This is a genomic window from Paenibacillus lutimineralis (assembly GCF_003991425.1).
Classification (GTDB): domain Bacteria; phylum Bacillota; class Bacilli; order Paenibacillales; family Paenibacillaceae; genus Fontibacillus; species Fontibacillus lutimineralis.
Genome location: NZ_CP034346.1, coordinates 5415815 through 5438631, shown reverse-complemented (window position 1 = coordinate 5438631; position 22817 = coordinate 5415815). Strand labels below are relative to the sequence as shown.

Here is a 22817-nt window from a genome sequence, read left to right as displayed (position 1 = left end):
TCACAAAAGAAAAGAGTCGTTAAAAATACCTCAATAGAATGTAAATGCTGGATATCACGATTGACAACAGCATGAACGGAAAACCGTATTTCAAGAACTTCATGAAGCTGATTGGCTCGTGCTCTTTGGCTGACATTCCTGCTGCGATCAAGTTAGCGCTGGCCCCGATTAATGAGCCGTTACCGCCAAGGCATGCCCCAAGCGAGAGACTCCACCACAATGGCTCGAGATTAGAAATCCCCATGTTGCCCATATCCTGAATCATCGGGATCATCGTAGCTACAAAAGGAATATTGTCGAGAAAAGCGGAAGCGATCGCGCTGAGCCACAGAATTAACATAGAGCTAAACAGCGGATCCCCGCCCGTCAGATTTACGGTACGCTCAGCAAGTAGCTTGATTGTCCCCGTCTCAACCAACCCACCAACAAGTACAAATAACCCAATGAAGAAGAAGATCGTCGGCCATTCCACGGACTGGAACGCTCTCTCCATGACCTGTTCTCCAGTTAGAAGGAGGAGAAGGAAAGCACCGGTTAAGGCTACCGTCGCTGATTCAAGATGCAAACTCTGGTGCAAGAAGAAGCCTAATAAAGTTATGCCTAGGATGATCAGAGATTTAATCATGAGCTTGGAATCCGTAATTAGGCCGTCCAACTTCATATTCATGATGGCTTTGCGGTTCTCCTCAGAGGTCGTCATGCCTTTCTTGAAAATGACAGTAATTAATGGAATCGTAGCGGCCATGATAAGGATGACTACCGGCGCAAGGTTTGTTATGAACGAAATAAACGTCAAATCTTGGGCGGCGCTTCCGATCATAATATTCGGTGGATCACCAATTAAGGTCGCAGTACCCCCGATATTGGATGCAATAATCATCGAGAATACATAAGGGAACGCCTTGATCTCGAGCTTGCGGGTAATACTAAAGGCGATCGGTACCATAAGAATAATGGTCGTTACATTATCAAGAAAAGCAGAACCTACAGCTGTAATTATCATAAGTAAGCACAGAATCAATACAGGCTTGCCTTTAGCCTTCTTGGCCGTCCAAATACCTATATAATTGAAAAGCCCTGTCTCGGCCATCGTATTGACGATAATCATCATGCCGATCAATAGCCCAAGTGTGTTGAAATCGATGTGATGAATAGCCATATCCTGATTAATAATGCCGAGAATGAGCATAAGTGCGGCACCGATCATGGCGATCACGGTACGGTGAACCTTCTCAGAAATGATGAGCGCATAGGTGAGCAAGAATATACCGATGGCCCATATTGCTTGATGTTCCATATTTTCCTCCTAAACGATGACAGATAGGATTGCCGTTATTTTTCCACGTGAAGGCTACATTATCCAGAGAATGGATTTCAAAGACAAAAAAAGAGCCCGCAACATGGCAGGCTCCTCCGTTAACTGTCGTCTTAAGTTGTATTAAATCTGTTATGCAAATTGCACTGATGTATATTTTATTATAAATGGTTTCGATTGTAAATACGGAGTTTCAAATCGCGGATCGATGCCGAGTTACTCCTTGATTCACTTCTGATCAAAAGTGGACTTTTTGAACTACCTCTCTAAGGTCTGACTGTGTCCCCGACTTAGGTCTAGTATAAAGAACCGTCCTCGGTCCGTTTTGAGAAAGCTTGATTCCACCTACAATATAGACATAAGGTTAATCAACTTGAAAGGCGGTGAATACGAAATGAGAACCAACCGGTCAAATGGTTTTGCGGTAATACTTATTGCTCTGGGCGCTCTGATCCTGCTCGGCAAGCTGTCTCCGCTTCTGGGAAGTGTACTTGGCGGCTTGTTCGGAATATTGTTCGCAGTTGCGATGGTTGCACTAGGGTATTATGGAATCCGCCGTGGAAATGCATTTTTTGGATGGATCGTCTTGTTCTTCGGGATCCTGTCCTTGATCTCTAAATTAGCCTGGTTGATCATACCGGCAATCGGTATCGGTATTATCATCTACGGTGTCTCCTTACTTAGAGGGAACCATGGATATTGATATGAATAACGAATTTACTTACGAACGAATTACCGATCGTATAGGAGGGATGGAAAGCCATGAGCGTGTTTCGTAGAGTGCGGGATATTACATTAGCGAATTTGAATGAATGGTTGGAGGAGTCACAGGATCCGGTCAGATTGATCGATCAGTTTCTGATTGAGACTCGCCAAGAGATAGCTGAGGCAGAAAAATTACATTATCAATATGCCGGCCACACCAAACAGTTGAAGCAGCAGGTTGATCAAGCTAAAGTGATGCGCGATAAACGCGAAGAACAAGCACTGCTTGCCCTCAAGGCTGAAGAGGAACATCTGGCTAAGCTCGCACTACAGGAGAAGATGCTGTATGAAGAGAAAATTGCTCAGTACGCCGACCTTTATGAACAAAGCCGGCAGTCACTGCAAGATCTTGAGAGTCAGTTGAATGAATTAAAGACCGAATATCAGGTAGTCTATAGCAAGAGACAATATTATTTTGCCAGAATGGAAACACTTCGCTTGCAGCAGCGCATGAACCAGCGGATGAATGGCTTCGGAACACAGGATGTGCCCAAGATGTTCAATCGTCTGGAGGATCGGGTGTCCGATATGGAATGGGAAGCCCGCAGCCTTCGCGAACTCCGCAAGACAGGACAAGATTTCGCAGGTCAAGCGAACTCTACGCTAGATGAAGAGCTCTCTCGTCTGAAGCAGAAGCTGCAAGACAAGGGAGAGGAGTGAGACGTATGGATAGATTGTACCGCTCAAGACGTGACAGATGGTTCACTGGTCTGCTTGGCGGATTAGGTGAAAAATTCGGAATAAGTCCTGCTTTACTTAGAGTAATAACAATCTTCAGTGTATTCTTTACGGGCGGGACGACGATCATGATCTATCTGATTGCTTCCCTAGTCATTTCCAAAGAACCTTATATCCCTCATGACCCGTATTTTAACGGCGGGTGGCAGAATCGCGGTGGTTACGGCAACGGCGGCTTTGGCGGTCCTGGTGGAGGAGCACCAGGCGGCCCAGGAGGATTTGGAAGCAACTTTGGCGGGAATGGCCGGCCTAACGGCGGCAATTTCTATAACGGTCCATCAGGACAATTCGGCGGTCCAGGAGTTAACTCCGCTAACCGCGGTCCGGATTTGGACTCCATGATGGAAGACATTGAGATGAAGGCAATGAAAAAAGAAATTGAGGAGCTTCGTAAGAAGGTCTCCAAATATGAGAAGGGAGATTTATAAAATGGGAGTTTTTAAAAGAATTAAGGATATCACAAAGGCGTCGGTTAACGATATGCTCGACAAGGTGGAAGATCCAATTGTTATGTTGAATCAGTACTTGCGTGACATGGAAAAGGAAATCCGTGATGCTGAGGTGACTGTAGCTAAGCAAATGGCGGATGAACGCAGAATGAAACAGCGCTTGGAAGAAGCTGTACGCATCTCTGCACAGAGAGAAGCTCAAGCGGAAGCTGCTCTGAAGAATGGTCAAGAGGAAGTTGCCCGCAGATTGCTGGAAGAGAAGCTTCACTATGATCAGAAGCAAGCTGAATTCAGCCAACTGCATGCCAGCTCTGAAGCTCATGCTGCTGAATTGAAAGAACAGCTTCATGAAATGAAGGATGAGTTCTACAAGCTGCGCAACAAACGCAATGAGCTTGTAAGCCGTGCACAAATGGCTAAAGCAAGAAAGCAAATGTCGCAGGTCAGCAGTTTGCATTCGATCGACAGCGGCGGCGCATCACTCGGTTTCCAACGCATGGAAGAGAAGATCATGCAGTTGGAAGCAGAAGCTGAAGTGGCAGGCGTAGTATACCGCAGAGATCCGTCCTCGACTTATGTTAATCCTGCGGATGCGGAGAAACAATTGAAAGTAGATGCTCAATTGGAAGCCTTGAAAGCTAAACTTAACACAACCCCAGCGGGTAAAGAGAGCGCAGAATAATAGCTACAAGTCTTATGGACAATATGTTATGCTAGACGTGGTGAAGCCATACGGTAGAATATACCTTATGGCTTTTCCAACTCTTAGAACGGCAGGAGGTGCGACATGGATAAGCGAAAAAGACTCTTAGCCGCGGGATTGATTGTACTCGGCGTCATGATGATATTCGGGAAAGGGCTAAGCTTCTTTACCATTGTTGCGCTCTTCTTATTGGGTTATGGCATTTATAAGGTCCGCCAAGGAGAGGAAGCGAAGACAGGATATATCCTGCTTGCTATTGGTGTCGGTTTGATCCTGCTTAATAATTTCATGCTGGTCGTAGCCATCCTGATGATCTCACTTGGTCTTTATTATGCGAAGGTACGTAAGGTTCAGCCGCACGGCAGCTATACTCAAAGACAGAATATAACTTCCTCCGTCCATTGGGACCGTGATCCTTGGGTACTGCAGAATACGAGCATGTGGCATATTCTTGGAGAATTGGATATTGATATGTCGCTGGCAATTGTGGAAGGTTCTCATAATGTATTGATGTTCCAAGGGGTCGTTGGGGACATTGATATGAGCTTATTCGAGGGATATGGAATCGAGATCGAAGCTTTTGTGCTTTTCGGGCAAATCGAATTGGGACAAGAGCGTCGCACAGGTATATTTAATCGGGTGAACTGGAGATCGCCGAACTATGATGCCTGTGAGCAAAAAGTGAAAATAATGATTTCCTATATTATAGGAGATATTGATATACGTCTATCTTAAAGAGGTTGCTTAAATTTCGAAAGAGGAGGATCTGCGCCGCATGAAGAGAAAAAAGCCTGTCAGTATGGTCTCACGCAGTATGCGCGGAGGGATCCTCTTCTGTTTTATTTTATTAGCGATTATTTTATATGTTCTATATACATACGGTTATTTCCAACTGACCGATTCCTGGAAGAAAGCGGTTATGGCAGGGCTAACCCTGCTGACGTTACTGATCAGCCTAGGTTCGGTATACGGCTTCTGGCAAGGTTACAAATATAAGAAAAAAGTAGATTCGATGCGCAATGCGCTGCTGCAATGGGAGAAGGGGAATCAGACCGGAACAGTTCCAGAGTTAGGTGAGGATGAGATCGGACAGTTAGGCGAACAGCTTGTACGAATCGGCAAGCGTTGGGAGGAGCAGGTAACCTCCTTGCAGCGCCTCTCAACCCATAATGCGCAGCTTGCTGAGCAAGCCCGTGTATCAGCGATCGTCGAGGAGCGGCAGCGCCTGGCTCGTGAGCTTCATGACGCAGTCTCCCAGCAGTTGTTCGCGATATCGATGACCGCTACGGCAGTAGGACGAACGATGGATAGGGATTTTGAGAAAGCTAGGCGACAGGTGGAGCTGATTGAGGAGATGGCCTCAGTAGCCCAATCTGAGATGCGGGCACTACTGCTGCATTTGCGCCCGGTATACTTAGAAGGTAAGCAATTGTCTCAAGGCTTGCTGGAGCTCGTTAGTGAACTGAAAGCGAAGGTGCCGATCGAGCTGATACTGGAAATGGATGAAGGGCTTAATCTCGGGAAAGGGATCGAGAATCATCTGTTCCGCATTATTCAGGAAGCGATGTCGAATACGATGCGCCATGCCAAGGCCGACAAGATGGAGATTCGTATTCATCGGCGGGGGGATGTCGTCAAGGTCACATTAAGAGATAATGGAATGGGCTTCCAGCTAGATGATAAGAAGCAAGCCTCTTATGGCTTATCAACCATGCAGGAGCGGGTGCTTGAGATCGGAGGTTCAATCCAGATTATTACCGCTCCAGGCAAAGGTACTCGTATAGAAATCACAATTCCGTTAATGAACGAAGAGAACGGGGAGGATCATCATCATGGAGAATGAGATAGATAATGAAAGAGACATCAAAGTACTGCTAGTCGACGATCATGAGATGGTGCGGATCGGGCTGGCTGCTGTGCTTGGAACTGAAGATGGAATCGAAGTTGTCGGAGAAGCAAGCAGCGGAGAAGAAGGTATCCGTCTCGCTCAGGAATATAAGCCCGATGTGGTCCTGATGGATCTTGTGATGGAGGGGATGGATGGGATTGAAGCAACAAGACAGTTGCTGAAATTGTATCCGGACTGCAAAGTCATTGTGCTGACGAGTTATCTGGATGATGAGAAGATGTACCCTGTTATTGAAGCGGGGGCGTTCAGCTATCTGCTGAAGACGTCGCGTGCTTCGGAGATTGCCGAAGCGATCCGGGCAGCTGCCAGAGGGCAGTCTGTGCTGGAATCGCAGGTGGCCTCGAAGATGATGAACCGGCTGAGACAGCCGAAGGCGGAGACGCCTGCCCATGAAGAGCTTACGGACCGGGAGATGGACGTGCTCCGGCTCCTGGCACAAGGTAAGTCCAATCAAGAAATTGCCGATGATCTGATCATTGGTGTGAAGACGGTCAAATTCCATGTTACGAATATTTTGGCCAAGCTCAGCGTAGATGACCGTACTCAAGCGGCAATCTATGCTTACAAGAATGGGCTTGCGGAATAATTGGACCACCTGCGCATCCATAAATTGCGAACCAGGACCTGGCGTATAGCCGGGTCTTTTTTGTTTGAGGAGCAACATGTATGAAAGAGTGGGAAGGGAGCAAATTGTGCGAGTATAAATCTTTCCTGGCAGGGAATCCTAGATTTATAGATTAGTAGATTCCAGAATCGGGGGACTTAAGATGCCGGGAAGAGAACGAGTAGGACTTAATACTTTGAAGCGTTGTGGCTTCGTTATGATCGGTTTTGCACTTATTATGGTGATCATTGGCTTTACTGGACTGGATGAGGGCAAGGTGAATAAAGTGGCTGCTGTGGATAAACAATGGAAGAGCGTGCTTGCCCTGGCAGAAAGCTCGTCGGAAGGAAAGCTTCGTGCCACAGTGAAATGGCAGGGAAAATGGAATTCGCTACTCGAGCCTAGTGAAGCTGCTTATGTGCTAGCTGCTAGGCTTGGATTGTCCACACCGGAAGAGAATGAAGTTCAAGGCCATGCCGTCTACAACGCTCAAGGTTTTAACGTCGGCGTCTATTCAAAGTTATCTGTTATGCCTGAAGAGGGAGGGACCTCCTTTTATGTGATCCTGCTCATGGAAGGCGATGCCCGTGCGAATGGTGATGTTTTCAGTGAATTACAGACCGTTTACGGTCATTCGCTTCAGGATGAGGGGGTTGATGTGAACTGGAACGCTGCCCTGCAAGGTTTCGTATCTTCAGGTCTTTCCAAAGAGCTAGAAGTGGAGACTCAGTCGCCTGAATATTCTGGTGCCTCGATTCAGAAGCTATTGAATAAGATTGAGCAGCAGACGGGATCGACATTCAAGCTTCATAGCGCTGAAGAGTATGTTGATGAAGACTCGCAGACGATAAGCCGCTCCTATGAAGCTGGTGGATTGCCAATATCTGTCCGCAGCGGAGATTATAATGTCGCACTTCAGATGGCAGTACATTATAATGTCGACACTGGAGAGAAGGAAATCTCCTTCGGATCCCCGCTGCTCACGGTAGAATATTAAAAACGATGCATAAAATGAACTTAAAATTAATGTTAGATTAATATTAGATGAATTTTCATGAAACCCAACAATTTTTGATATGAATATGATGGCAACCTTCGCGTTAATGTGCTAAAATTACATCACTACCTAGTGATGCCTTGTAAGGTGATGGTATTGATAGGAATTGAATAAATATACACTATAATATATAGAAAGAAATGAGGAGCCATGACTGAGAATCAAAATCTAGAATCACTTCAGACACCGGGAGCGGTATTTTTTATTTTTGGTGCTACTGGGGACTTGGCGCGTCGTAAGCTCTTTCCTGCTATCTATTCGCTATATCGCGAAGGGAAGCTGGCTGAGGATTTTGCAGTTATCGGCGTTGCCCGGAGACCACGCACTCATGAAGAATTCCGGGACGATCTATATCGTTCCATTCAAGAGTTCTGCCGTTACAAAGTCAAAGAGGATGACCTTGAGACTTGGACGAAGTTTGCCGAGCATTTCTCTTATAAATCGCTGGATATTCACAATATCGACGGGTATCATGAACTGCGGGATTTGACGGAATCCGTGGAAGACCGCTTCAATATACCGGGTAACCGCTTGTTCTATCTCGCGCTCGCTCCTGAATTGTTCGGTAGCGTATCCTTCAACCTTAAGAAGGGCGGCATGCTTGCTAGCGAAGGCTGGCATCGTCTGGTGATCGAGAAGCCGTTCGGCTACGATCTGAGCTCTGCTCAGAAGTTGAACGAAGAATTAAGCCAAGTGTTCAAGGAAGAGGAGATCTTCCGGATTGACCACTATCTCGGCAAAGAAATGGTTCAGAATATCGAGGTTATTCGCTTCGGGAATTCCTTCTTCGAACCATTATGGAATAATAAGCATATTGCCAACGTGCAGATTACGTTGAGCGAGACGGTTGGCGTGGAAGAGCGCGGCGGCTACTATGATCATGCGGGGGCATTGCGTGATATGGGTCAGAACCATATGTTGCAAATGCTGACGATGATCGCTATGGAGGCGCCTAGCCGTCTATATCCGGAGGATATCCGTGATGAGAAGGTTAAAGTACTTCGCTCGCTGCGTCCATATGAATCTGAAGAAGATGTGAAGGCTCATGTTGTTCGTGGTCAATACAAGTCCGGAGAGAGCCATGGCAAAGAAATGCTGGGCTATCGTCAAGAGGACAAAGTAGATCCAGATTCCAACACGGAAACTTACTTTGCTGCTAAGGTATTTGTAGATAACTTCCGCTGGGCTGGGGTACCGTTCTATATTCGTACCGGTAAGCGCCTGCCCGTGAAGACTACGGAAGTCGTGGTGGAATTCAAGCAAATGCCAACGAACGTCTACTTGGGTCAGAAGCATAATCTTGAGCCGAATCTGCTCGTCATCCGTGTTAATCCGATGGAAGGCATTTATATCAAGATCAATGCCAAGAAGCCGGGGTCAGAGTCGAAGATCGAGCCGTTCGCGATGGAATTTTGCCAGAGCTGCCAGGTAGGCATTAACTCGCCGGAAGCTTATGAACGCCTCATTTATGATGCGGCCAATGGCGATTCCACTTATTTCACCCGTTGGGATGAAGTAGCTGCAGCTTGGTCCTTCGTGGATCGCATCGCTTCAGCTTGGGCCAAGAACCCATCTGACATCCAAATGTATCCTGCAGGATCATGGGGACCTGAGCAAGCCGATGAGCTGCTTGCCCTGGATGGATTCCACTGGTGGCCGGTGAACGGACAGGAAGAAGACAACGTAATCTGGATCAAGCAGTAAGTATATCCGATACCGAATTTAACGATAATAAGCTATGTAGAGAGTCGCGCCAAACGGAAAACAGTTTGGTGCGTCTTTTTTTGCCGAGTAGCGTGAAGGAATATGCGTACTTGCATAAAAAAATATGTTAAAATAAAAGGCATGAATTTGTGAAGCGAGAGGAAAGTGAGAATGAGCAAAGCATTGGAGCAAGAGCTGCAGCAGGAAGTGGATAAACGCAGAACGTTTGCAATCATTTCCCACCCGGACGCCGGGAAGACGACTTTAACTGAGAAATTGCTGCTGTTTGGGGGAGCGATCCGTCTAGCCGGTTCGGTTAAGGCACGTAAGGCAAGCAAGCATGCAACGAGTGACTGGATGGAGATTGAGAAGCAGCGGGGGATTTCTGTAACCTCTTCCGTAATGCAATTTGATTATAAAGGACATCGCATTAATATTCTGGATACTCCGGGTCACCAGGATTTTAGTGAGGATACGTATCGTACATTGACTGCCGCCGATAGCGCGGTCATGTTGATCGACGTGGCCAAAGGCGTCGAGGCGCAGACAATCAAGTTATTCCAGGTCTGTGCAAAGCGGGGAATCCCAATCTTTACATTTATTAATAAGCTGGACCGTGAAGGACGTAGTCCGTTTGATCTGATGGAGGAAATTGAACAGGTTCTAGGTATTCGTTCTGTACCGATGAACTGGCCAATCGGCTCTGGACGCGAACTGTGCGGTGTATACGACCGGATGAATAACCAGGTGGAGCTGTTCCAAGGAGACGATCACGATCATATTGAAGTGAAGAAGGTAGAAGACTACAATGATCCGATCATCCGTGAGATGGCTGGAGAATATTTGCATGATCAGCTATGCCAGGATCTCGAGTTGCTTGATGTAGCCGGCGATCCATTTGATCTGGAGAAAGTGAAGAATGGACAGCTTACTCCAGTATTTTTCGGCAGTGCGGTGAATAACTTCGGGGTACAGACCTTCTTGGAGAATTTCCTGCAGCTTGCACCTAAGCCTGAGCCGCGCCGCAGTACGGATGGACCTGTTGAGCCTACGAATGAGAAATTCTCGGGCTATGTGTTCAAGATCCAGGCGAACATGAACCCGGCCCACCGTGACCGGATTGCCTTCTTGCGCATTGTATCCGGCAAATTCGAACGCGGCATGTCGGTGAAGCAAATGAGAACCGGCAAGGACGTTAAGCTATCCCAGCCACAGCAATTTCTGGCCCAGGATCGGGATATTGTGAGCGAAGCTTATCCAGGGGATATTATCGGTCTCTTCGACCCGGGTATTTTCCGGATTGGGGATTCGTTAAGCCAGGGTGGGGGCGTTACATTTGCTGAGATGCCAACCTTCTCACCAGAGATATTTGCTAAAGTTACTGTAAAGAATGCATTGAAGCATAAGCAATACCAGAAGGGGATCGACCAGCTGACGGAAGAAGGGACGATCCAAGTATTCACAACCGTTGGGTTTGAGGATACGCTGTTGGGCGTTGTCGGACAGCTTCAGTTCGAAGTGTTCGAGTACAGAATGAAGAATGAATATGGTGTGGATGTACAATTACAGCGCATGCCATTTCAATTTGCACGCTGGATCGTAGCCGAGAAGGTGGATCCATCCAAATTCCGTATTAATTCAACGCTTGTAACGGATAAAAAGGGCAACTATGTGGCCCTGTTCGAGAATGAATATGCGATGCGGACGGCGATGGAGAAAAATCCAGATGCGAAGTTCCAGGAAACTGCTCCGTAAGTAAGTATTCTAAAAAGTCCCGCTTTCAGCATCGAAGCTTATGCTTCCGATGTGCGTTTTTTCAAAACGCTTCAGTTGGATGAAGCTAGGGCCTGAGGAGCGGAGCGTACGTGGTTTGTACGTGAGTACCTGAGATGTTTCCGTAGGAAACATGACTTCGTAAGCATCCGCTAAGGCCCGGGTGAATTCAAGATTCGATGTCGAATAAGTTCTCCGTGTTACTTCGTGATCAAAGGGGGACAACCTCTATATAAAACAAGCCTTTACTTGACCGGAGATCGGTTAGTAAAGGCTTGTTCTATACATGGGGCAGCCACCTTATTTCAAAGGCTTTAATTCCATTTGAGCAAGCTGCTGATTGAGAATGTCGAGTAATTCGTCCTGCTTGGTCTGATCGATGTTCTTCCAGATGATCTCGAACATGACACCAAGCCCGGGCAGCGCTGCTTCCTGGGCGTCTATGGAGCCCTCGATCATCTCACGTAGCCCCTCTTTGTCCTTGCCATGTACCTTGTAAATGACAGCCTGACGCAGATCAAGCATAATTGACATGGAGAACCCTCCTTGAAATAGTATAGGCCCATTCGTTAATGTTCCCGATCCGGCCTGTATAAATTCAAGTTTTGAATCGAATATGGTATACTAGATCGAATCCAAAAGTTCGGGGTGAATCATTGTGGCACGCATAGAAAAGAAGCAATTTGCCGTAATAGGTATGGGAAGATTTGGTCTTAGTGTCGCGAGTGCTCTTAGTGGCATGGGATTCGATGTTCTTGCAATCGATGCTAATGAACAAAGGACCCAGGCTGTATCCAATATTGTAACACATGCAGTATCCGCAGATTCTACGGACGAAGAAGCGCTGCGAGCGCTGGGCATCCGTAATTTTGATGTAGTTGTTGTGGCGATTGGCCAGGATATTCAGGCTAGTATACTCACTACTCTAATATTAAAAGATCTCGGGGGACCGCTAATCGTCGTAAAAGCGCAGAATGAGCTTCATGGTAAAGTGCTCAACAAGATCGGAGCCGATAAAGTCATTTACCCGGAAAGAGATATGGGACTTCGGGTAGCGCATCATCTAACTTCACCAAATATTCTGGACTATATTGAGTTATCAGATGAATATAGTATCGCCGAGATGCGGGCTACTTCTGGCATGCTTGGTCAGAACCTGAAGGAGCTGGACGTTCGGGCCAAATTCGGCTGTAACGTGATGGCGATCAAACGGGGGACGAAGATGAATATTTCACCTACAGCGGATGACCGTCTTGAGGAAGGCGATATTCTGATTATCGTAGGACAGAAGAACGATTTAACGAAGCTGGAACTGGCTTATGCAGAATCTTGATCGGTTAGGATGAAATAAATATGATGGAAATTTTATCGCCGCAAAATGCCCGAGTGAAAGAGTGGGCGCTGCTGCTTGAGAAGAAGCATCGGGATAAGCAGCATAAATACTTGATCGAAGGTATCCATTTAGTTCAGGAGGCACTTCGTTCAGGTGCGGACATAGAGTGTATATGTTACGAGAAGGAGAACGGAATTCCGGCGGAGTTATCTTCGGCTGCTGCAGCGCGGCTTGATGTGAACTGGATCGCTGTGTCAGAGGCAGTGATCGCCAAGTGTAGCGATACAAAGACGCCTCAGCCGGTATTTGCCGTTCTGCGCAAAGCAGATGAGCAGGTGCAGATGAAGTCGCTGCTGAACAAGGATCGTAGCCTTGTTGTCGTGCTCGACGGAGTCCAGGATCCCGGCAATGTCGGCACAATTATTCGTACGGCGGATGCCGTGGGTGCTGATGGCATCATTGTCGGCTCAGGAAGCGCCGACATATATAGCCCCAAGGTGATTCGCTCCACGATGGGGTCATTATTCCATCTGCCGATTTTGCGCAGCCAGTTATCGGAAATCCTACCGCAAGCCAAGGAACAAGGCATTCGTCTTGCTGGCACAAGTCTGCAGGCGGCGGTTAATTGCTACGAATATGACTTCACCGGCCCTGTCTGGCTGCTGTTCGGCAGTGAAGGCGGTGGGCTTAGCGAAGAAGTCCGTGCGCTGATGGATGACGGACTGATCATCCCGATGCGCGGTCAGGCGGAATCGCTTAATGTGGCCATGGCTGCATCAGTGCTGTTGTATGAAGGGCTGCGGCAGCGGTATTTTAACTGAATCCATTGATGTCATCAACCATTTACTAAATTTTTTATATGAACACTACTTAATACAATTTTACGATGCTGGTGAGCGTTGAATCATCTAAGTAAAATGAATGAGGGCCGTCAGTGTTGACGGCCCTATCTTAATTTAAGGTTGCAAGCGTATAGTTGGGATTGGTTAGTTTGAATTTTCCGTGCAGCCCTGAAGTTATATAGATCTTTTTATCCTCTGTAATAAATATGCCCTCTGTGTCAGTTTTTTTCTCCAAATAGGAGATTCCCTCTTTTAGTCCTTTGACAATTGCGGCTGTAGTTAAGGCATCCCCTGCTGCAGCTGTGCCACCAATGATCGTCACACTAAGAATTCCATTGCGTGTGGGAACTCCTGTTTTTGAATCGAGTATATGGTGATAGCGAATTCCATCAAAAACAAAATATCGTTCATAGACGCCGGAGGTACTGATCGTATTATTCTTAAGCGGAATAGTCCCGATGTCTTCACCACGCAATTGGTCTGGTTCTTGTATTCCTATATGCCAATCCGCTCCGCCGGGTTTACTGCCGATTGTAGTAATTGAGCTACCTCCAAGATCAATCAACGCACTTTCTACTTTCTCCCCACGCAGATAGTCTGCAATCAGATCGGCGGCATAACCTTTCCCGATTGCCCCAAGATCAATAGACATGCCTGACTTGACTAACTTGATCGAACTTTTATTCTCATTCAATTCAATATCGGAATACTGACTAAGGGACTTTGCTTGTTCAATGAGGTGTTCTGCTGGAGGATGTTCTCCGCCATTCCCAATCCCCCACAGCTTGACCAGAGCGCCTATTGCTGGATTAAAAGCTCCTTCTGTATCATGCGCGTACTCCATCGATTTTTTTACCAAACGAAAGGTCTCGTCTGGGACAGTGACTGCTTTTTTTCCTGCCGACGCATTTACCTGATTAATTACGCTTTGCATATTGTACATATTGATCTGACCGTCGATTCGATCTAAAAGCTGGTCAATCTCTTGCAAATGCTTGTCCGCGTCTTTGTCTCCGAATAGTTTAATGGTGATAACCGTATCAAACTTCAAGAATGTCTTTGTCACGGGGAGATTCTCAGGATCTTTCTTCATTTGGCTGATCGAGCGATGATTGACTAGTGAAAATAGGAATGAGGCTGTTAGAATAGTAATAAGAAGTCCGGACAATACAATGAATTTATGTTTTCTCATCTCATCTCTCTCGCTTTCCTGCGATTAATGGAATTAGATTGATAGCACTAAAGATTAGCAGCATAAGTCAATGCCCATTGAATGTTTGCCCCTTTTGTTGCAAAAATAATACCCCTCTGGGAACCAGTCCTAGAGGGGTAGATCAATACAAATATTCATATAAAAATACGAATTCCGCCCTCAAGTTGAGTTTTAACACTAGCCTAACCTAACAAGATAAATATGACATTGAACCTGTAATATAATTCACAAATCTTAGTATAATGGATTACTTTCAAATAAAGGTTATGGAAAAGTTAAAATGATAAATGGTGACTTTTTGTTTATAGGCGGCTTGAAGCAAACAGCAGAATGGTAGTCCTTCTTTTTTGGCCAGGTTCAGCATAACTTGTATAGAAGTGTGTTCAAGAGCGGGCTTGAACAACAAACCTCTAGAAGTTGCCTGCTGGCTGGGAGGGTGAGAGATGCTACGATTTAGAAGGGGTTGGCGTAGCCGGAGGAGACGGCCGAGAAGAAGGTCTGGGAGTAGACGGTGGTTGTGGCTAATCATCGTGGTGATCACCATATTCGGATTTTTACAGTTTTATAATTATGTCGAGAAGCATATGAAAGGGCCGATTATGCATTTGGCCAGTATCCGTGTGAAGCAGATGGCCACGGATGCGATCAATGAAGCGATCACTTCGCAGGTCGCGAATACGGATCAAGTCGACCGGTTGATCGATTGGAAGATGGATGGCAACGGGAAAGTGTCTGGGTTCATGTTGAACTATTCCTCCCACATGAAGATTACATCGGATACGATCGCAACAGTCCGCGACACATTGGAGGAAGTATCGCATTTGTCGGAGACGATTCCGCTGGGGCAAGCGTTAGGTAGTCCGATTCTAGCTTCATTCGGTCCGCGGATTCCGATCAAGATCGAGCCGCAAGGGGACGTGAAGGTCGATTTGAGCACCCGTAAACAGGATGCCGGCATTAATATGATCCTGGTGGAGGTATATTTGCGGGTCAAAGCGGAGCTGGCTGTCGTTGTTCCATTTGATATGGAGCCGCAATCTGTTGAGACCGAAATCCCTGTCTCTTACTTGCTCGTCGTCGGCGATGTTCCGATGTATTACTACGATAGCAAAGGCAATCCCGTAGGCAATCAAGCCGGGGCGCCTAATATTGCCATACCGGCTCCTAATAAAACAGGCGAGGAGCTGCCGCAGGAGGGCAACAACTCGCCTATAGAGGAGGGAACCATCCCCTCGACAGATGGGGAGCAGGGGAACGAGCAAGACACAATACCATCGTCGGGGCATTAAAAGAATAGGCTGATGCTAATCCGTAGCAAATGGGAGTATCGATAATCCGGTGCTTATTTGCTGCGGCTGCGCTCGGCCTTTTCCCATTGTTTAAGCAGGGGATACGGGTTGAAGGCCCACTCTGTGGTCCCGGTATCACGATAAATCCCGTAGTGAAGATGCGGAGGAAACCTCCCTTGTGTTCCCGGTGGGCCATATCCGCTGCTACCGACCCAACCGATGACCTGACCCGGTGTGACCATGTCGCCGATCTCGATCTTCTTCTCATATCCTTGCAGATGGGCGTAGTAATGATATCGATTATTCAGATCGCGAATGCCAATGCGCCAGCCGCCATAGGGATTCCACCCCTTGGTCTCTATGATTCCATAGCATACACTGCGAACCGGTACGCCGTAGGAGGCGAACAGGTCCGTCCCTTCATGGATGCGAAGGCCGCCCCATCCACGCCGGTCTCCCCACGTATCGCGATAGGTGTAAATGCTTTTAATCGGAAGCGGAAATGCGCTGGCGGTAGGATTGATCGGTCCGAATGCTTTGTAGATTTTGGCAAATTGCCGGATACGCTTCACCGCGGAATCATTCTGATAATAACGCCATAGAGCGATTTGAAAGTCTTCTTCCTCATAACCAATACTGATCAAATAAGAGGCCATCGTGAACATGGCATCATGATCATCGGTCGGATCGGCGACTCCATCCGCCGATGCATCCTTGCCAATTCCGCCGAACAAGGCAATCGTGGTCAGGTTTTTGTCAGCCAAATCGGGATTAATAGGACCGGACCAAATGCCTTCCTTAAATCGGATGCTCGTTAAACGATCGGTTTGATCTTCCTGCTTCACTTTTTTACGAGAACGCGGGGTTATGGTCCGTTCATATTGATCGATAGCAGCAAGCCAGTACCACGGAATTTGCGTCTGAATGCCAATTTCCTCGTATAGGTCCCGTCTTAGCTCATAGACGCTCAGGCTGGTTTGGGCGGTTCCTGGCTTCTCCGGAGTAGCGGCATGGGCCGTAGTGACTGAGGATCCACTAAAAGGCCAAGGTACCGTCACCAATGAAGCGGCGATAAGACAGCCTATCGTCTTGCTGTATAGGGATGTTAAGGTTTTCTTCAAGGTATCTTCTCCTCCTTAGTGAGAGGTTTGTAGAGGCAGGTCGGTGCTGAAAACCGAACTTTTGAACACATACTGACAGTTGATAGACGTAGCTCCACACTTAGGTTGGATCAAATGTTGTGTTTTTATTCCAATTTATTAAGTAGGTATTCCCAGTGGATTCATGGTATAATAAATGTCATTGTGGGATTACAATGATCTTCAATACAAACCAATGAAGAAGGAAGGTTTCTATCTTGTCGAAGCTCGCAAATGAACCGAAACCGGACTGGATTAGAATTAAACTGACGACCGGCGATAACTATCAAGATATCAAGACAATGATGCGTTCCAAAACTTTACATACTGTTTGTGAAGAGGCTCGTTGTCCGAATATATATGAATGCTGGGCGAATCGTACAGCAACTTTCATGATTCTGGGCGATATATGTACACGCGCTTGCCGCTTCTGCGCTGTAAACACGGGAATGCCTACTGAACTGGATCTGCAAGAGCCGGAACGTGTTGCTGAAGCTGCTGAAAATATGAATCTGCGCCATTGCGTTGTTACCAGCGTAGCAAGAGACGATCTGAAGGATGGGGGCGCTTCGATCTTTGCAGGAACAGTCGCCGCTATTCGCAAGCGTCTGCCTCTCTGCTCTGTTGAAGTATTGATTCCCGACTTTATGGGGGATGCGGATTCCCTGCGTATCGTAATGGATGCGAAGCCTGATATTCTGAATCATAATATCGAGACGGTAGAACGTATGTCCGATCGTGTTCGGGCTAAGGCGAAATATCGTCGCTCCCTGGAACTGCTGCAAAGAGCGAAGCAAATGCAGCCTGACATCCCTACGAAGTCCAGTATTATGCTTGGCGTGGGCGAGGAATGGGACGAAATTCTGCAGGCGATGGACGATTTGCGGGCGGTAGATTGCGATATCCTGACGATTGGTCAGTATTTACAGCCGTCACCGAAGCATCTCCGTGTTGAGAAGTACTATACACCTGAGCAATTCGCAGAGCTGAAGGAAGAGGGAATGAAGCGCGGCTTCAGCCACGTTGAATCAGGTCCGCTCGTTCGCAGCTCTTATCATGCCCATGAGCAGGTTAAATCGGCCAAGAGCCACAAAGATGGCGCGACTGCGTTGTCTTAAGGGCGATTAAGGAGGGAAAGCCAATGATCCACATTGGCGGCAGAACATATGAACTGATATACAATCATAAGAATGCTTGGGATCAGGAAGCATTCAAGCAAAGATACAGCGAAGTGTTGGATCGTTATGACTACATTATCGGCGATTGGGGATATGAGAAGCTGCGTCTGAAGGGCTTCCTGCGTGACAATCATCCGAAGGTAACACGCGATACAGCATATTCCAGCATTACTGAGTATATTAACGAGTACTGCAATTTTGGATGTGCCTACTTTGTTCTGCAGAAGATGAAAGATACTCCAAAAGAACCTTCCAACAAAACAGTCCAAGAAGAAGAGAAAACGGCTGCCGAGTAAATCGGCAGCCGTTTTATTTTGTGTTTTTTAATAAGATAAATGGATAATGCCTTGCTGATAGCTCCATTTCAAATCAGGAAACTTCTGCCCGAAATCATGCAGTTCCACATAAGACTCACCGTCGATTATTTTTATACTTTTGGATGCTAAAGTGAAGCCAGTCTTCTTGCCATTTTTATCGGTAATAACCAGCTTCTGAGCCGCTTTGTTCCAAGTGGTGTTGCCTTGTACGAGAGCCGCGACAACTTTGGCCGGTACATAGACTTTGCTGCCGTTTTGAACTGTGTCAATATAACCGCCCAGCTCGACGCCATTCACCTTCAACGAATAGGCGCTGCCGCTTAGTTCCACGTGTTTCAGGCCAGCTTTGTACAGAGCGGTAACGAGCTGGGCGACAGGACTGCCTGTAATTTCGATGTCGGGCTTCAGGCCGATATAATTGAAGTCTTCTTTATTTGGTGTTAAATAACGCTCGATTGTCATTTTGAGGTATCCACCGTTGGATAATTGGAAGACGTTCTGAATCCGAGCCTTTCCATAGGTCTGGGCACCAACGACCTTGGCGATTCCATTATCATGCAGCGCACCAGTAAGAATCTCAGAGGCGCTGGCTGTCCATTCATTAGTCAGAATTGTGACTGGCATTCCAATATCTTTGCCGTTCGTGATGCTTACCTTCTGCAGCTTGCCGCTCTGGTCTGCTGTGTACATAAGTGTACCGTTTTTCATGAATTGGCTGGCGATATTTTGTGCAGATTCCACATAGCCGCCTAGATTATCACGTAAGTCTAGTACCATCGATTTCATGCCTTGGTTACGCAGTGAAGCTAATATCTTGGCGAATTCCTTATCCGCGTCTTCCGAGAATGAAGCGATGGAGATATATCCGATCTTGCTGGACGGAATGAGCTTTCCTGTTACTGATGTGAGTGAAAATTCAGTACGCTTGACGGGAAAAGTAAGACTGTCAGAACCGCGCTTGATTGTAATGCGGATGACGGTACCTGCTTGTCCGCTCAGGTCGATGTCTTCCATATCAGCAACGGGAACGCCGTTAATTTTGGTGATGATATCTCCTTGTTTGAGTCCTGTATTCTTAGCTGGAGAACCGTCTAGTACGCCTGTAATATACAATTTGTCCTTAGCATATCTAAGCGTGATGCCGATGCCGACATATTCCTGGTTGATGCTGCCGGCAAATTGCTCCATATCTTCAGGGGTTAAATAGTCACTGTACGGATCATCGAGGGTATAGACCATGCCGCGTATTGCATTATCGATAAATTCCTGTCTTTGTGTCCCCTCGATATTGAAAGCATCTAGATAATCGAGTACCTCTTGCAGAATCTCAAGCTCTGAATCCTTGGTCTGTTCCGTACTTTCGGCAGCGGCGCTTGCAGCCTGCGGGAGGGTGAGCATCAGGGCCAGTAGCGGAACGAGTAATCTCCTACCTAACTTGTTCAACTTCATTATTGTCCATCCTTTGCAAAATAAGATTAACCTAGAAAGGCATTGCGTACCCGATTCCAGAATGGAAAAGGACGATAGCGTACAAAACTGATCTTCTGCTTGGCAACCTGACAGCGAACCGAGATAAGGTCATCCACAGGCGTATTGATATGATCAATAGTAAGCATCAAATTTTGTTCTTTGCGTGAGTATATATCACAATGGTGATGCTTAGGCAGCACCAGAGCTGAGCCCATCGTACGGAATACACGGTTGTTGATCGAAGCAATCTCAGAAATCTGCATAGCTTCTATCGAAGGGTGGACCATGGCGCCCCCAATGCTCTTGTTGTACGCCGTACTTCCTGAAGGAGTAGATACGCAAATACCGTCCCCTCTGAACATTTCGAACATCTGGTCGTTAATGTCAACCTGGGCTACGATTGTACCGCCATCCACACTTTTGAGAGTAAATTCATTGAGGCAGATGAACGAGGAGGTACCGGATTTCTTGACCACTTCCACTTCGAGTAGAGGATAATGGACGATTCTGGGATTCAGCTGCCGGCGATCTTTCTGTCCGCTCATGAGTTGGATGAGTTCGGGGATTTCATCCGCTTTCCAGTCGGCATAGAAGCCGAGATGGCCAGTATGTACTCCAACAAAGGCGATAGAAGATACGCGGTTAATGAAGGAGTGGAATGCATGGAGCATCGTGCCGTCCCCGCCAATAGACACAACAATATCAGGGGATTCGGCATCCAGTATCAGTCCATGCTCCCCCGCCAGCTTGTGAAAGGACTTGCTAAGATCTCTGGATAGTTGATCTCCGCGGTCCAGAACGTAATATCTCAAGGTGATAGGCTCCTTTGCAAATCTTTTATAATACCTGTAAAGATCATAATCAATTATGAAAAATAACACAACGTTTCATTTTTTCGGTTTTCCTTTCTGCCTAGGCAAGGATGACAGGAGTTGCTGAATGATTCGCGCTAAAAGAGATAAAATAAGCAGTATTACTACAATTTTTACGAACACGATAAATAGGCTAGGCACTTCGCTCCATCGTTGCAGCAGCTGTTCAGGCTGCTCCAGCGGCTTGAAGGAGGGGCTTGCACCCATTAGTGGCTTCCAGGCTAGAAGCATAAGAGCCGCGGCCAGAAAAGCATGTATTAGCCTGGCGAAGAAGAAAGGAAGATAGCGAAGATCCGCATCATTCAAGATGCTGGCTACCTGTGCATGTACCGACAGACCACCCCAGGATAGAATGAAGGCTGCCGCAGCTGCCTTGAACATGAGCGGGACGTCGGCGGGGGCTGCTGATGCTTTAGCCCCAAGTGTAACCTCGAAGGTTCCGCCTACAAAGGCTTGGGCTAACTCAGGCGGCAGGTGCAGAATAGCAAGCATTCCTTGGACTGTGCTATAGAAGAAGCTCATTACATTTGCAGCGGTCAACACCTCGAGGATGACGGAGAAAAAGACGACCAGCCCGCCAACGACGACCATGAGCTGAAGGGACGAAGTGACTGCGTGGCGTAGCAGTTCTCCCAAGCTCCGTCCGTCCACGAGTCTGGCTTCATGCATGGCCCTTAGAGCAAGCCGGATACTGAAGCTCGCTTCGCTTGGCTTCTTGCTCGTGGAACCAGCTGATTTATCTGTACTTTGCTTCGTGCCGTAGAATCTCATGATCAAGCCTACGATGATGGCGCTGCCGTAATGAACGAGGGCGAGTGCACCGGCCAGTTTTGGGTTGCCGAAGAAGCCGACAGATACGGCTCCGATCAGAAAGATCGGGTCTGAGGTCGTAGTGAAGGCGACAAGCCTCTCCCCTTCCTCGCGTCCGATCAATAACTGTCTACGCAGCTTGGTGGTGAGCTTGGCGCTGACGGGATAGCCAGAGGCGAAGCTCATAGCGGCGACAAAGCCGCCTGTTCCAGGGATGCGAAATAATGGTTGCATCAAAGGATCCAGCAGTTTGCCTATAAAATGGACAATTCCAAAACCGAGCATAAGCTCGGAGATCACAAAGAAAGGGAACAGGGATGGAAAGAGCACGTCCCACCAAATAGCTAATCCACGTACACCCGCCTCCCAGGAGGCCGAAGGATAGATCAGCATCATCACGATGAGGATAAGTGCTATAAGAGGAATAATCGCTCTTGTCCAGATTTTGTTCATGGATAACGCCTCCACTTGAGTCATAGTCCAGTGTATGAGCCCGGAGGGACAAACATCACCAAAAAAATAGGAAAGCGATTACATGAAGTGCTGTTTTTTTTCGGTTCCATATGGTAAAATAGCACTATAAATTCATTTTTGGATGGGGTGTTGAATATGAGTTTTGTTGCCGGTGTTCTCGTATGCGCCTTTGTATACGTCATTCGTGCCTCTCTTGTCCATCCTGGTGAAGAGGACTGGCGTAGCTACTAACGAACTAAATTTACTACTTGTTACAAGCTCCGATAGGAGCTTTTATTTTTTTTTGGTATAATTTATCTAAGTACAACCTCTATATGTGCATTTGATTTACCTCTATAGACGAAGAAGATAGGAGATGAATGCAGGGTGAACCCCAATCTGAGTATTTACGATAATCTTGGCGGGGCAGAGACGATCAGACGTTTAGTCGAGGCTTTTTATCCGCGCGTTGTAGCTGATCCGCTTATCGGTCCGCTATTCCCTGCAGATATTAACCCGGTCATGGAGAAGCAGTATATGTTCCTGACTCAGTTCTTCGGGGGGCCATCTCTTTATTCCGATATGCACGGTCATCCTATGATGAGGGGACGCCACATGGCATTTCCTGTTACACCTGAGCGAGCTGAAGCCTGGTTGGCTTGCATGAGTACAGCGCTCGAGGAGATCGGGGTGGATGAGCCGCTGCGAAGTTTCGTTATCCAGCGTCTGTCGGGCCCTGCACATCATTTTGTGAATACAGAAAGCAGCACGAATGATTGAGTTTTGGAGTGTGTACCCCCTTTAAGTCTGAGTTTAAAAAGCCAGACCTTCAGCACCGAGAAGGTTGGATGAAGCTAGGGACGAAAGAAACGGAGGGGGACTTT

At 47.1% G+C, this 22817-nt stretch carries 23 protein-coding genes; 16 read left to right on the top strand and 7 right to left on the bottom strand.

What is annotated here, in order from left to right; all coding sequences use genetic code 11:
- Positions 1-19 precede the first annotated feature (19 nt).
- Positions 20-1297, bottom strand: coding sequence for an ArsB/NhaD family transporter (locus EI981_RS24085; protein ID WP_127002572.1), 1278 nt, complete (start codon positions 1295-1297; stop codon positions 20-22).
- Between the two features lie 412 nt (positions 1298-1709).
- On the opposite strand from EI981_RS24085, the gene EI981_RS24080 reads away from it, so the two are divergent.
- From EI981_RS24080 to EI981_RS24035, 10 genes are all read left to right on the top strand, one after another.
- Positions 1710-2018, top strand: a complete 309-nt coding sequence (locus EI981_RS24080; RefSeq protein ID WP_127002570.1) for a hypothetical protein — start codon at positions 1710-1712, stop codon at positions 2016-2018.
- Positions 2019-2077: 59 nt separating this feature from the next.
- On the top strand, positions 2078-2740 hold the full coding sequence (locus EI981_RS24075) for a PspA/IM30 family protein (protein ID WP_127002568.1): 663 nt from the start codon (positions 2078-2080) through the stop codon (positions 2738-2740).
- A gap of 5 nt (positions 2741-2745) precedes the next feature.
- Complete coding sequence (locus tag EI981_RS24070; protein WP_127002566.1) at positions 2746-3246, top strand: PspC domain-containing protein; 501 nt, start codon at positions 2746-2748, stop codon at positions 3244-3246.
- Position 3247: 1 nt separating this feature from the next.
- Complete coding sequence (locus tag EI981_RS24065; RefSeq protein WP_127002564.1) at positions 3248-3949, top strand: PspA/IM30 family protein; 702 nt, start codon at positions 3248-3250, stop codon at positions 3947-3949.
- Between the two features lie 105 nt (positions 3950-4054).
- Positions 4055-4705, top strand: coding sequence for a cell wall-active antibiotics response protein LiaF (gene liaF / locus EI981_RS24060; protein ID WP_127002562.1), 651 nt, complete (start codon positions 4055-4057; stop codon positions 4703-4705).
- A 40-nt stretch (positions 4706-4745) separates the two neighbouring features.
- On the top strand, positions 4746-5813 hold the full coding sequence (locus tag EI981_RS24055; RefSeq protein ID WP_127002560.1) for a sensor histidine kinase: 1068 nt from the start codon (positions 4746-4748) through the stop codon (positions 5811-5813).
- Positions 5803-6465: a response regulator transcription factor gene (locus tag EI981_RS24050; RefSeq protein ID WP_127002558.1), complete on the top strand. Its 663-nt coding sequence runs from the start codon at positions 5803-5805 to the stop codon at positions 6463-6465. The genes EI981_RS24055 and EI981_RS24050 overlap by 11 nt, the downstream gene beginning before the upstream one ends.
- Before the next feature lie 181 nt (positions 6466-6646).
- Positions 6647-7480 carry a hypothetical protein gene (locus EI981_RS24045; RefSeq protein WP_127002556.1) on the top strand — a complete coding sequence of 278 codons (834 nt, stop codon included), beginning with the start codon at positions 6647-6649 and terminating at the stop codon, positions 7478-7480.
- Positions 7481-7690: 210 nt separating this feature from the next.
- Entirely contained in the window at positions 7691-9244 is a 1554-nt protein-coding gene (gene zwf / locus EI981_RS24040; protein ID WP_127002554.1) for a glucose-6-phosphate dehydrogenase, read from the top strand.
- A gap of 171 nt (positions 9245-9415) precedes the next feature.
- The gene (locus EI981_RS24035; RefSeq protein ID WP_127002552.1) at positions 9416-10999 is read left to right on the top strand and encodes a peptide chain release factor 3; all 1584 of its coding nucleotides are present in this window, start codon (positions 9416-9418) and stop codon (positions 10997-10999) included.
- A gap of 318 nt (positions 11000-11317) precedes the next feature.
- Here the strand turns inward: EI981_RS24035 and sspI are convergent, their stop codons facing one another.
- Positions 11318-11551 carry a small acid-soluble spore protein SspI gene (sspI, locus tag EI981_RS24030; RefSeq protein WP_127002551.1) on the bottom strand — a complete coding sequence of 78 codons (234 nt, stop codon included), beginning with the start codon at positions 11549-11551 and terminating at the stop codon, positions 11318-11320.
- Between the two features lie 133 nt (positions 11552-11684).
- On the opposite strand from sspI, the gene EI981_RS24025 reads away from it, so the two are divergent.
- Both EI981_RS24025 and EI981_RS24020 read left to right on the top strand, forming a co-directional pair.
- Positions 11685-12350: a potassium channel family protein gene (locus tag EI981_RS24025; RefSeq protein ID WP_127004981.1), complete on the top strand. Its 666-nt coding sequence runs from the start codon at positions 11685-11687 to the stop codon at positions 12348-12350.
- 23 nt (positions 12351-12373) lie between these two features.
- Positions 12374-13171, top strand: coding sequence for a TrmH family RNA methyltransferase (locus EI981_RS24020; RefSeq protein WP_127004979.1), 798 nt, complete (start codon positions 12374-12376; stop codon positions 13169-13171).
- 130 nt (positions 13172-13301) lie between these two features.
- Here EI981_RS24020 and EI981_RS24015 read toward each other — a convergent pair whose 3' ends face one another.
- Positions 13302-14384, bottom strand: coding sequence for an FAD:protein FMN transferase (locus tag EI981_RS24015; RefSeq protein WP_127002549.1), 1083 nt, complete (start codon positions 14382-14384; stop codon positions 13302-13304).
- 536 nt (positions 14385-14920) lie between these two features.
- On the opposite strand from EI981_RS24015, the gene yunB reads away from it, so the two are divergent.
- Positions 14921-15694 (top strand): sporulation protein YunB, encoded by a 774-nt coding sequence (gene yunB / locus EI981_RS24010; protein ID WP_227011575.1) that lies wholly within the window; start codon positions 14921-14923, stop codon positions 15692-15694.
- 53 nt (positions 15695-15747) lie between these two features.
- Here yunB and EI981_RS24005 read toward each other — a convergent pair whose 3' ends face one another.
- Positions 15748-16815, bottom strand: coding sequence for a M23 family metallopeptidase (locus EI981_RS24005; protein WP_127002545.1), 1068 nt, complete (start codon positions 16813-16815; stop codon positions 15748-15750).
- Positions 16816-17051: 236 nt separating this feature from the next.
- On the opposite strand from EI981_RS24005, the gene lipA reads away from it, so the two are divergent.
- Both lipA and EI981_RS23995 read left to right on the top strand, forming a co-directional pair.
- Positions 17052-17951: a lipoyl synthase gene (gene lipA, locus EI981_RS24000; protein WP_127002543.1), complete on the top strand. Its 900-nt coding sequence runs from the start codon at positions 17052-17054 to the stop codon at positions 17949-17951.
- Positions 17952-17974: 23 nt separating this feature from the next.
- Positions 17975-18307, top strand: a complete 333-nt coding sequence (locus EI981_RS23995; protein ID WP_127002541.1) for a YutD family protein — start codon at positions 17975-17977, stop codon at positions 18305-18307.
- Between the two features lie 27 nt (positions 18308-18334).
- On the opposite strand, the gene EI981_RS23990 is transcribed toward EI981_RS23995, so the two are convergent.
- The 3 genes from EI981_RS23990 to ylbJ form a co-directional block, all read right to left on the bottom strand.
- The gene (locus tag EI981_RS23990; protein WP_127002539.1) at positions 18335-19777 is read right to left on the bottom strand and encodes a S41 family peptidase; all 1443 of its coding nucleotides are present in this window, start codon (positions 19775-19777) and stop codon (positions 18335-18337) included.
- Positions 19778-19803: 26 nt separating this feature from the next.
- Positions 19804-20610 (bottom strand): NAD kinase, encoded by an 807-nt coding sequence (locus tag EI981_RS23985; RefSeq protein ID WP_127002537.1) that lies wholly within the window; start codon positions 20608-20610, stop codon positions 19804-19806.
- A gap of 75 nt (positions 20611-20685) precedes the next feature.
- Positions 20686-21933, bottom strand: coding sequence for a sporulation integral membrane protein YlbJ (gene ylbJ, locus EI981_RS23980; RefSeq protein WP_227011574.1), 1248 nt, complete (start codon positions 21931-21933; stop codon positions 20686-20688).
- 387 nt (positions 21934-22320) lie between these two features.
- On the opposite strand from ylbJ, the gene EI981_RS23975 reads away from it, so the two are divergent.
- Positions 22321-22713, top strand: coding sequence for a globin domain-containing protein (locus EI981_RS23975; RefSeq protein ID WP_127002533.1), 393 nt, complete (start codon positions 22321-22323; stop codon positions 22711-22713).
- Positions 22714-22817: the final 104 nt, after the last annotated feature.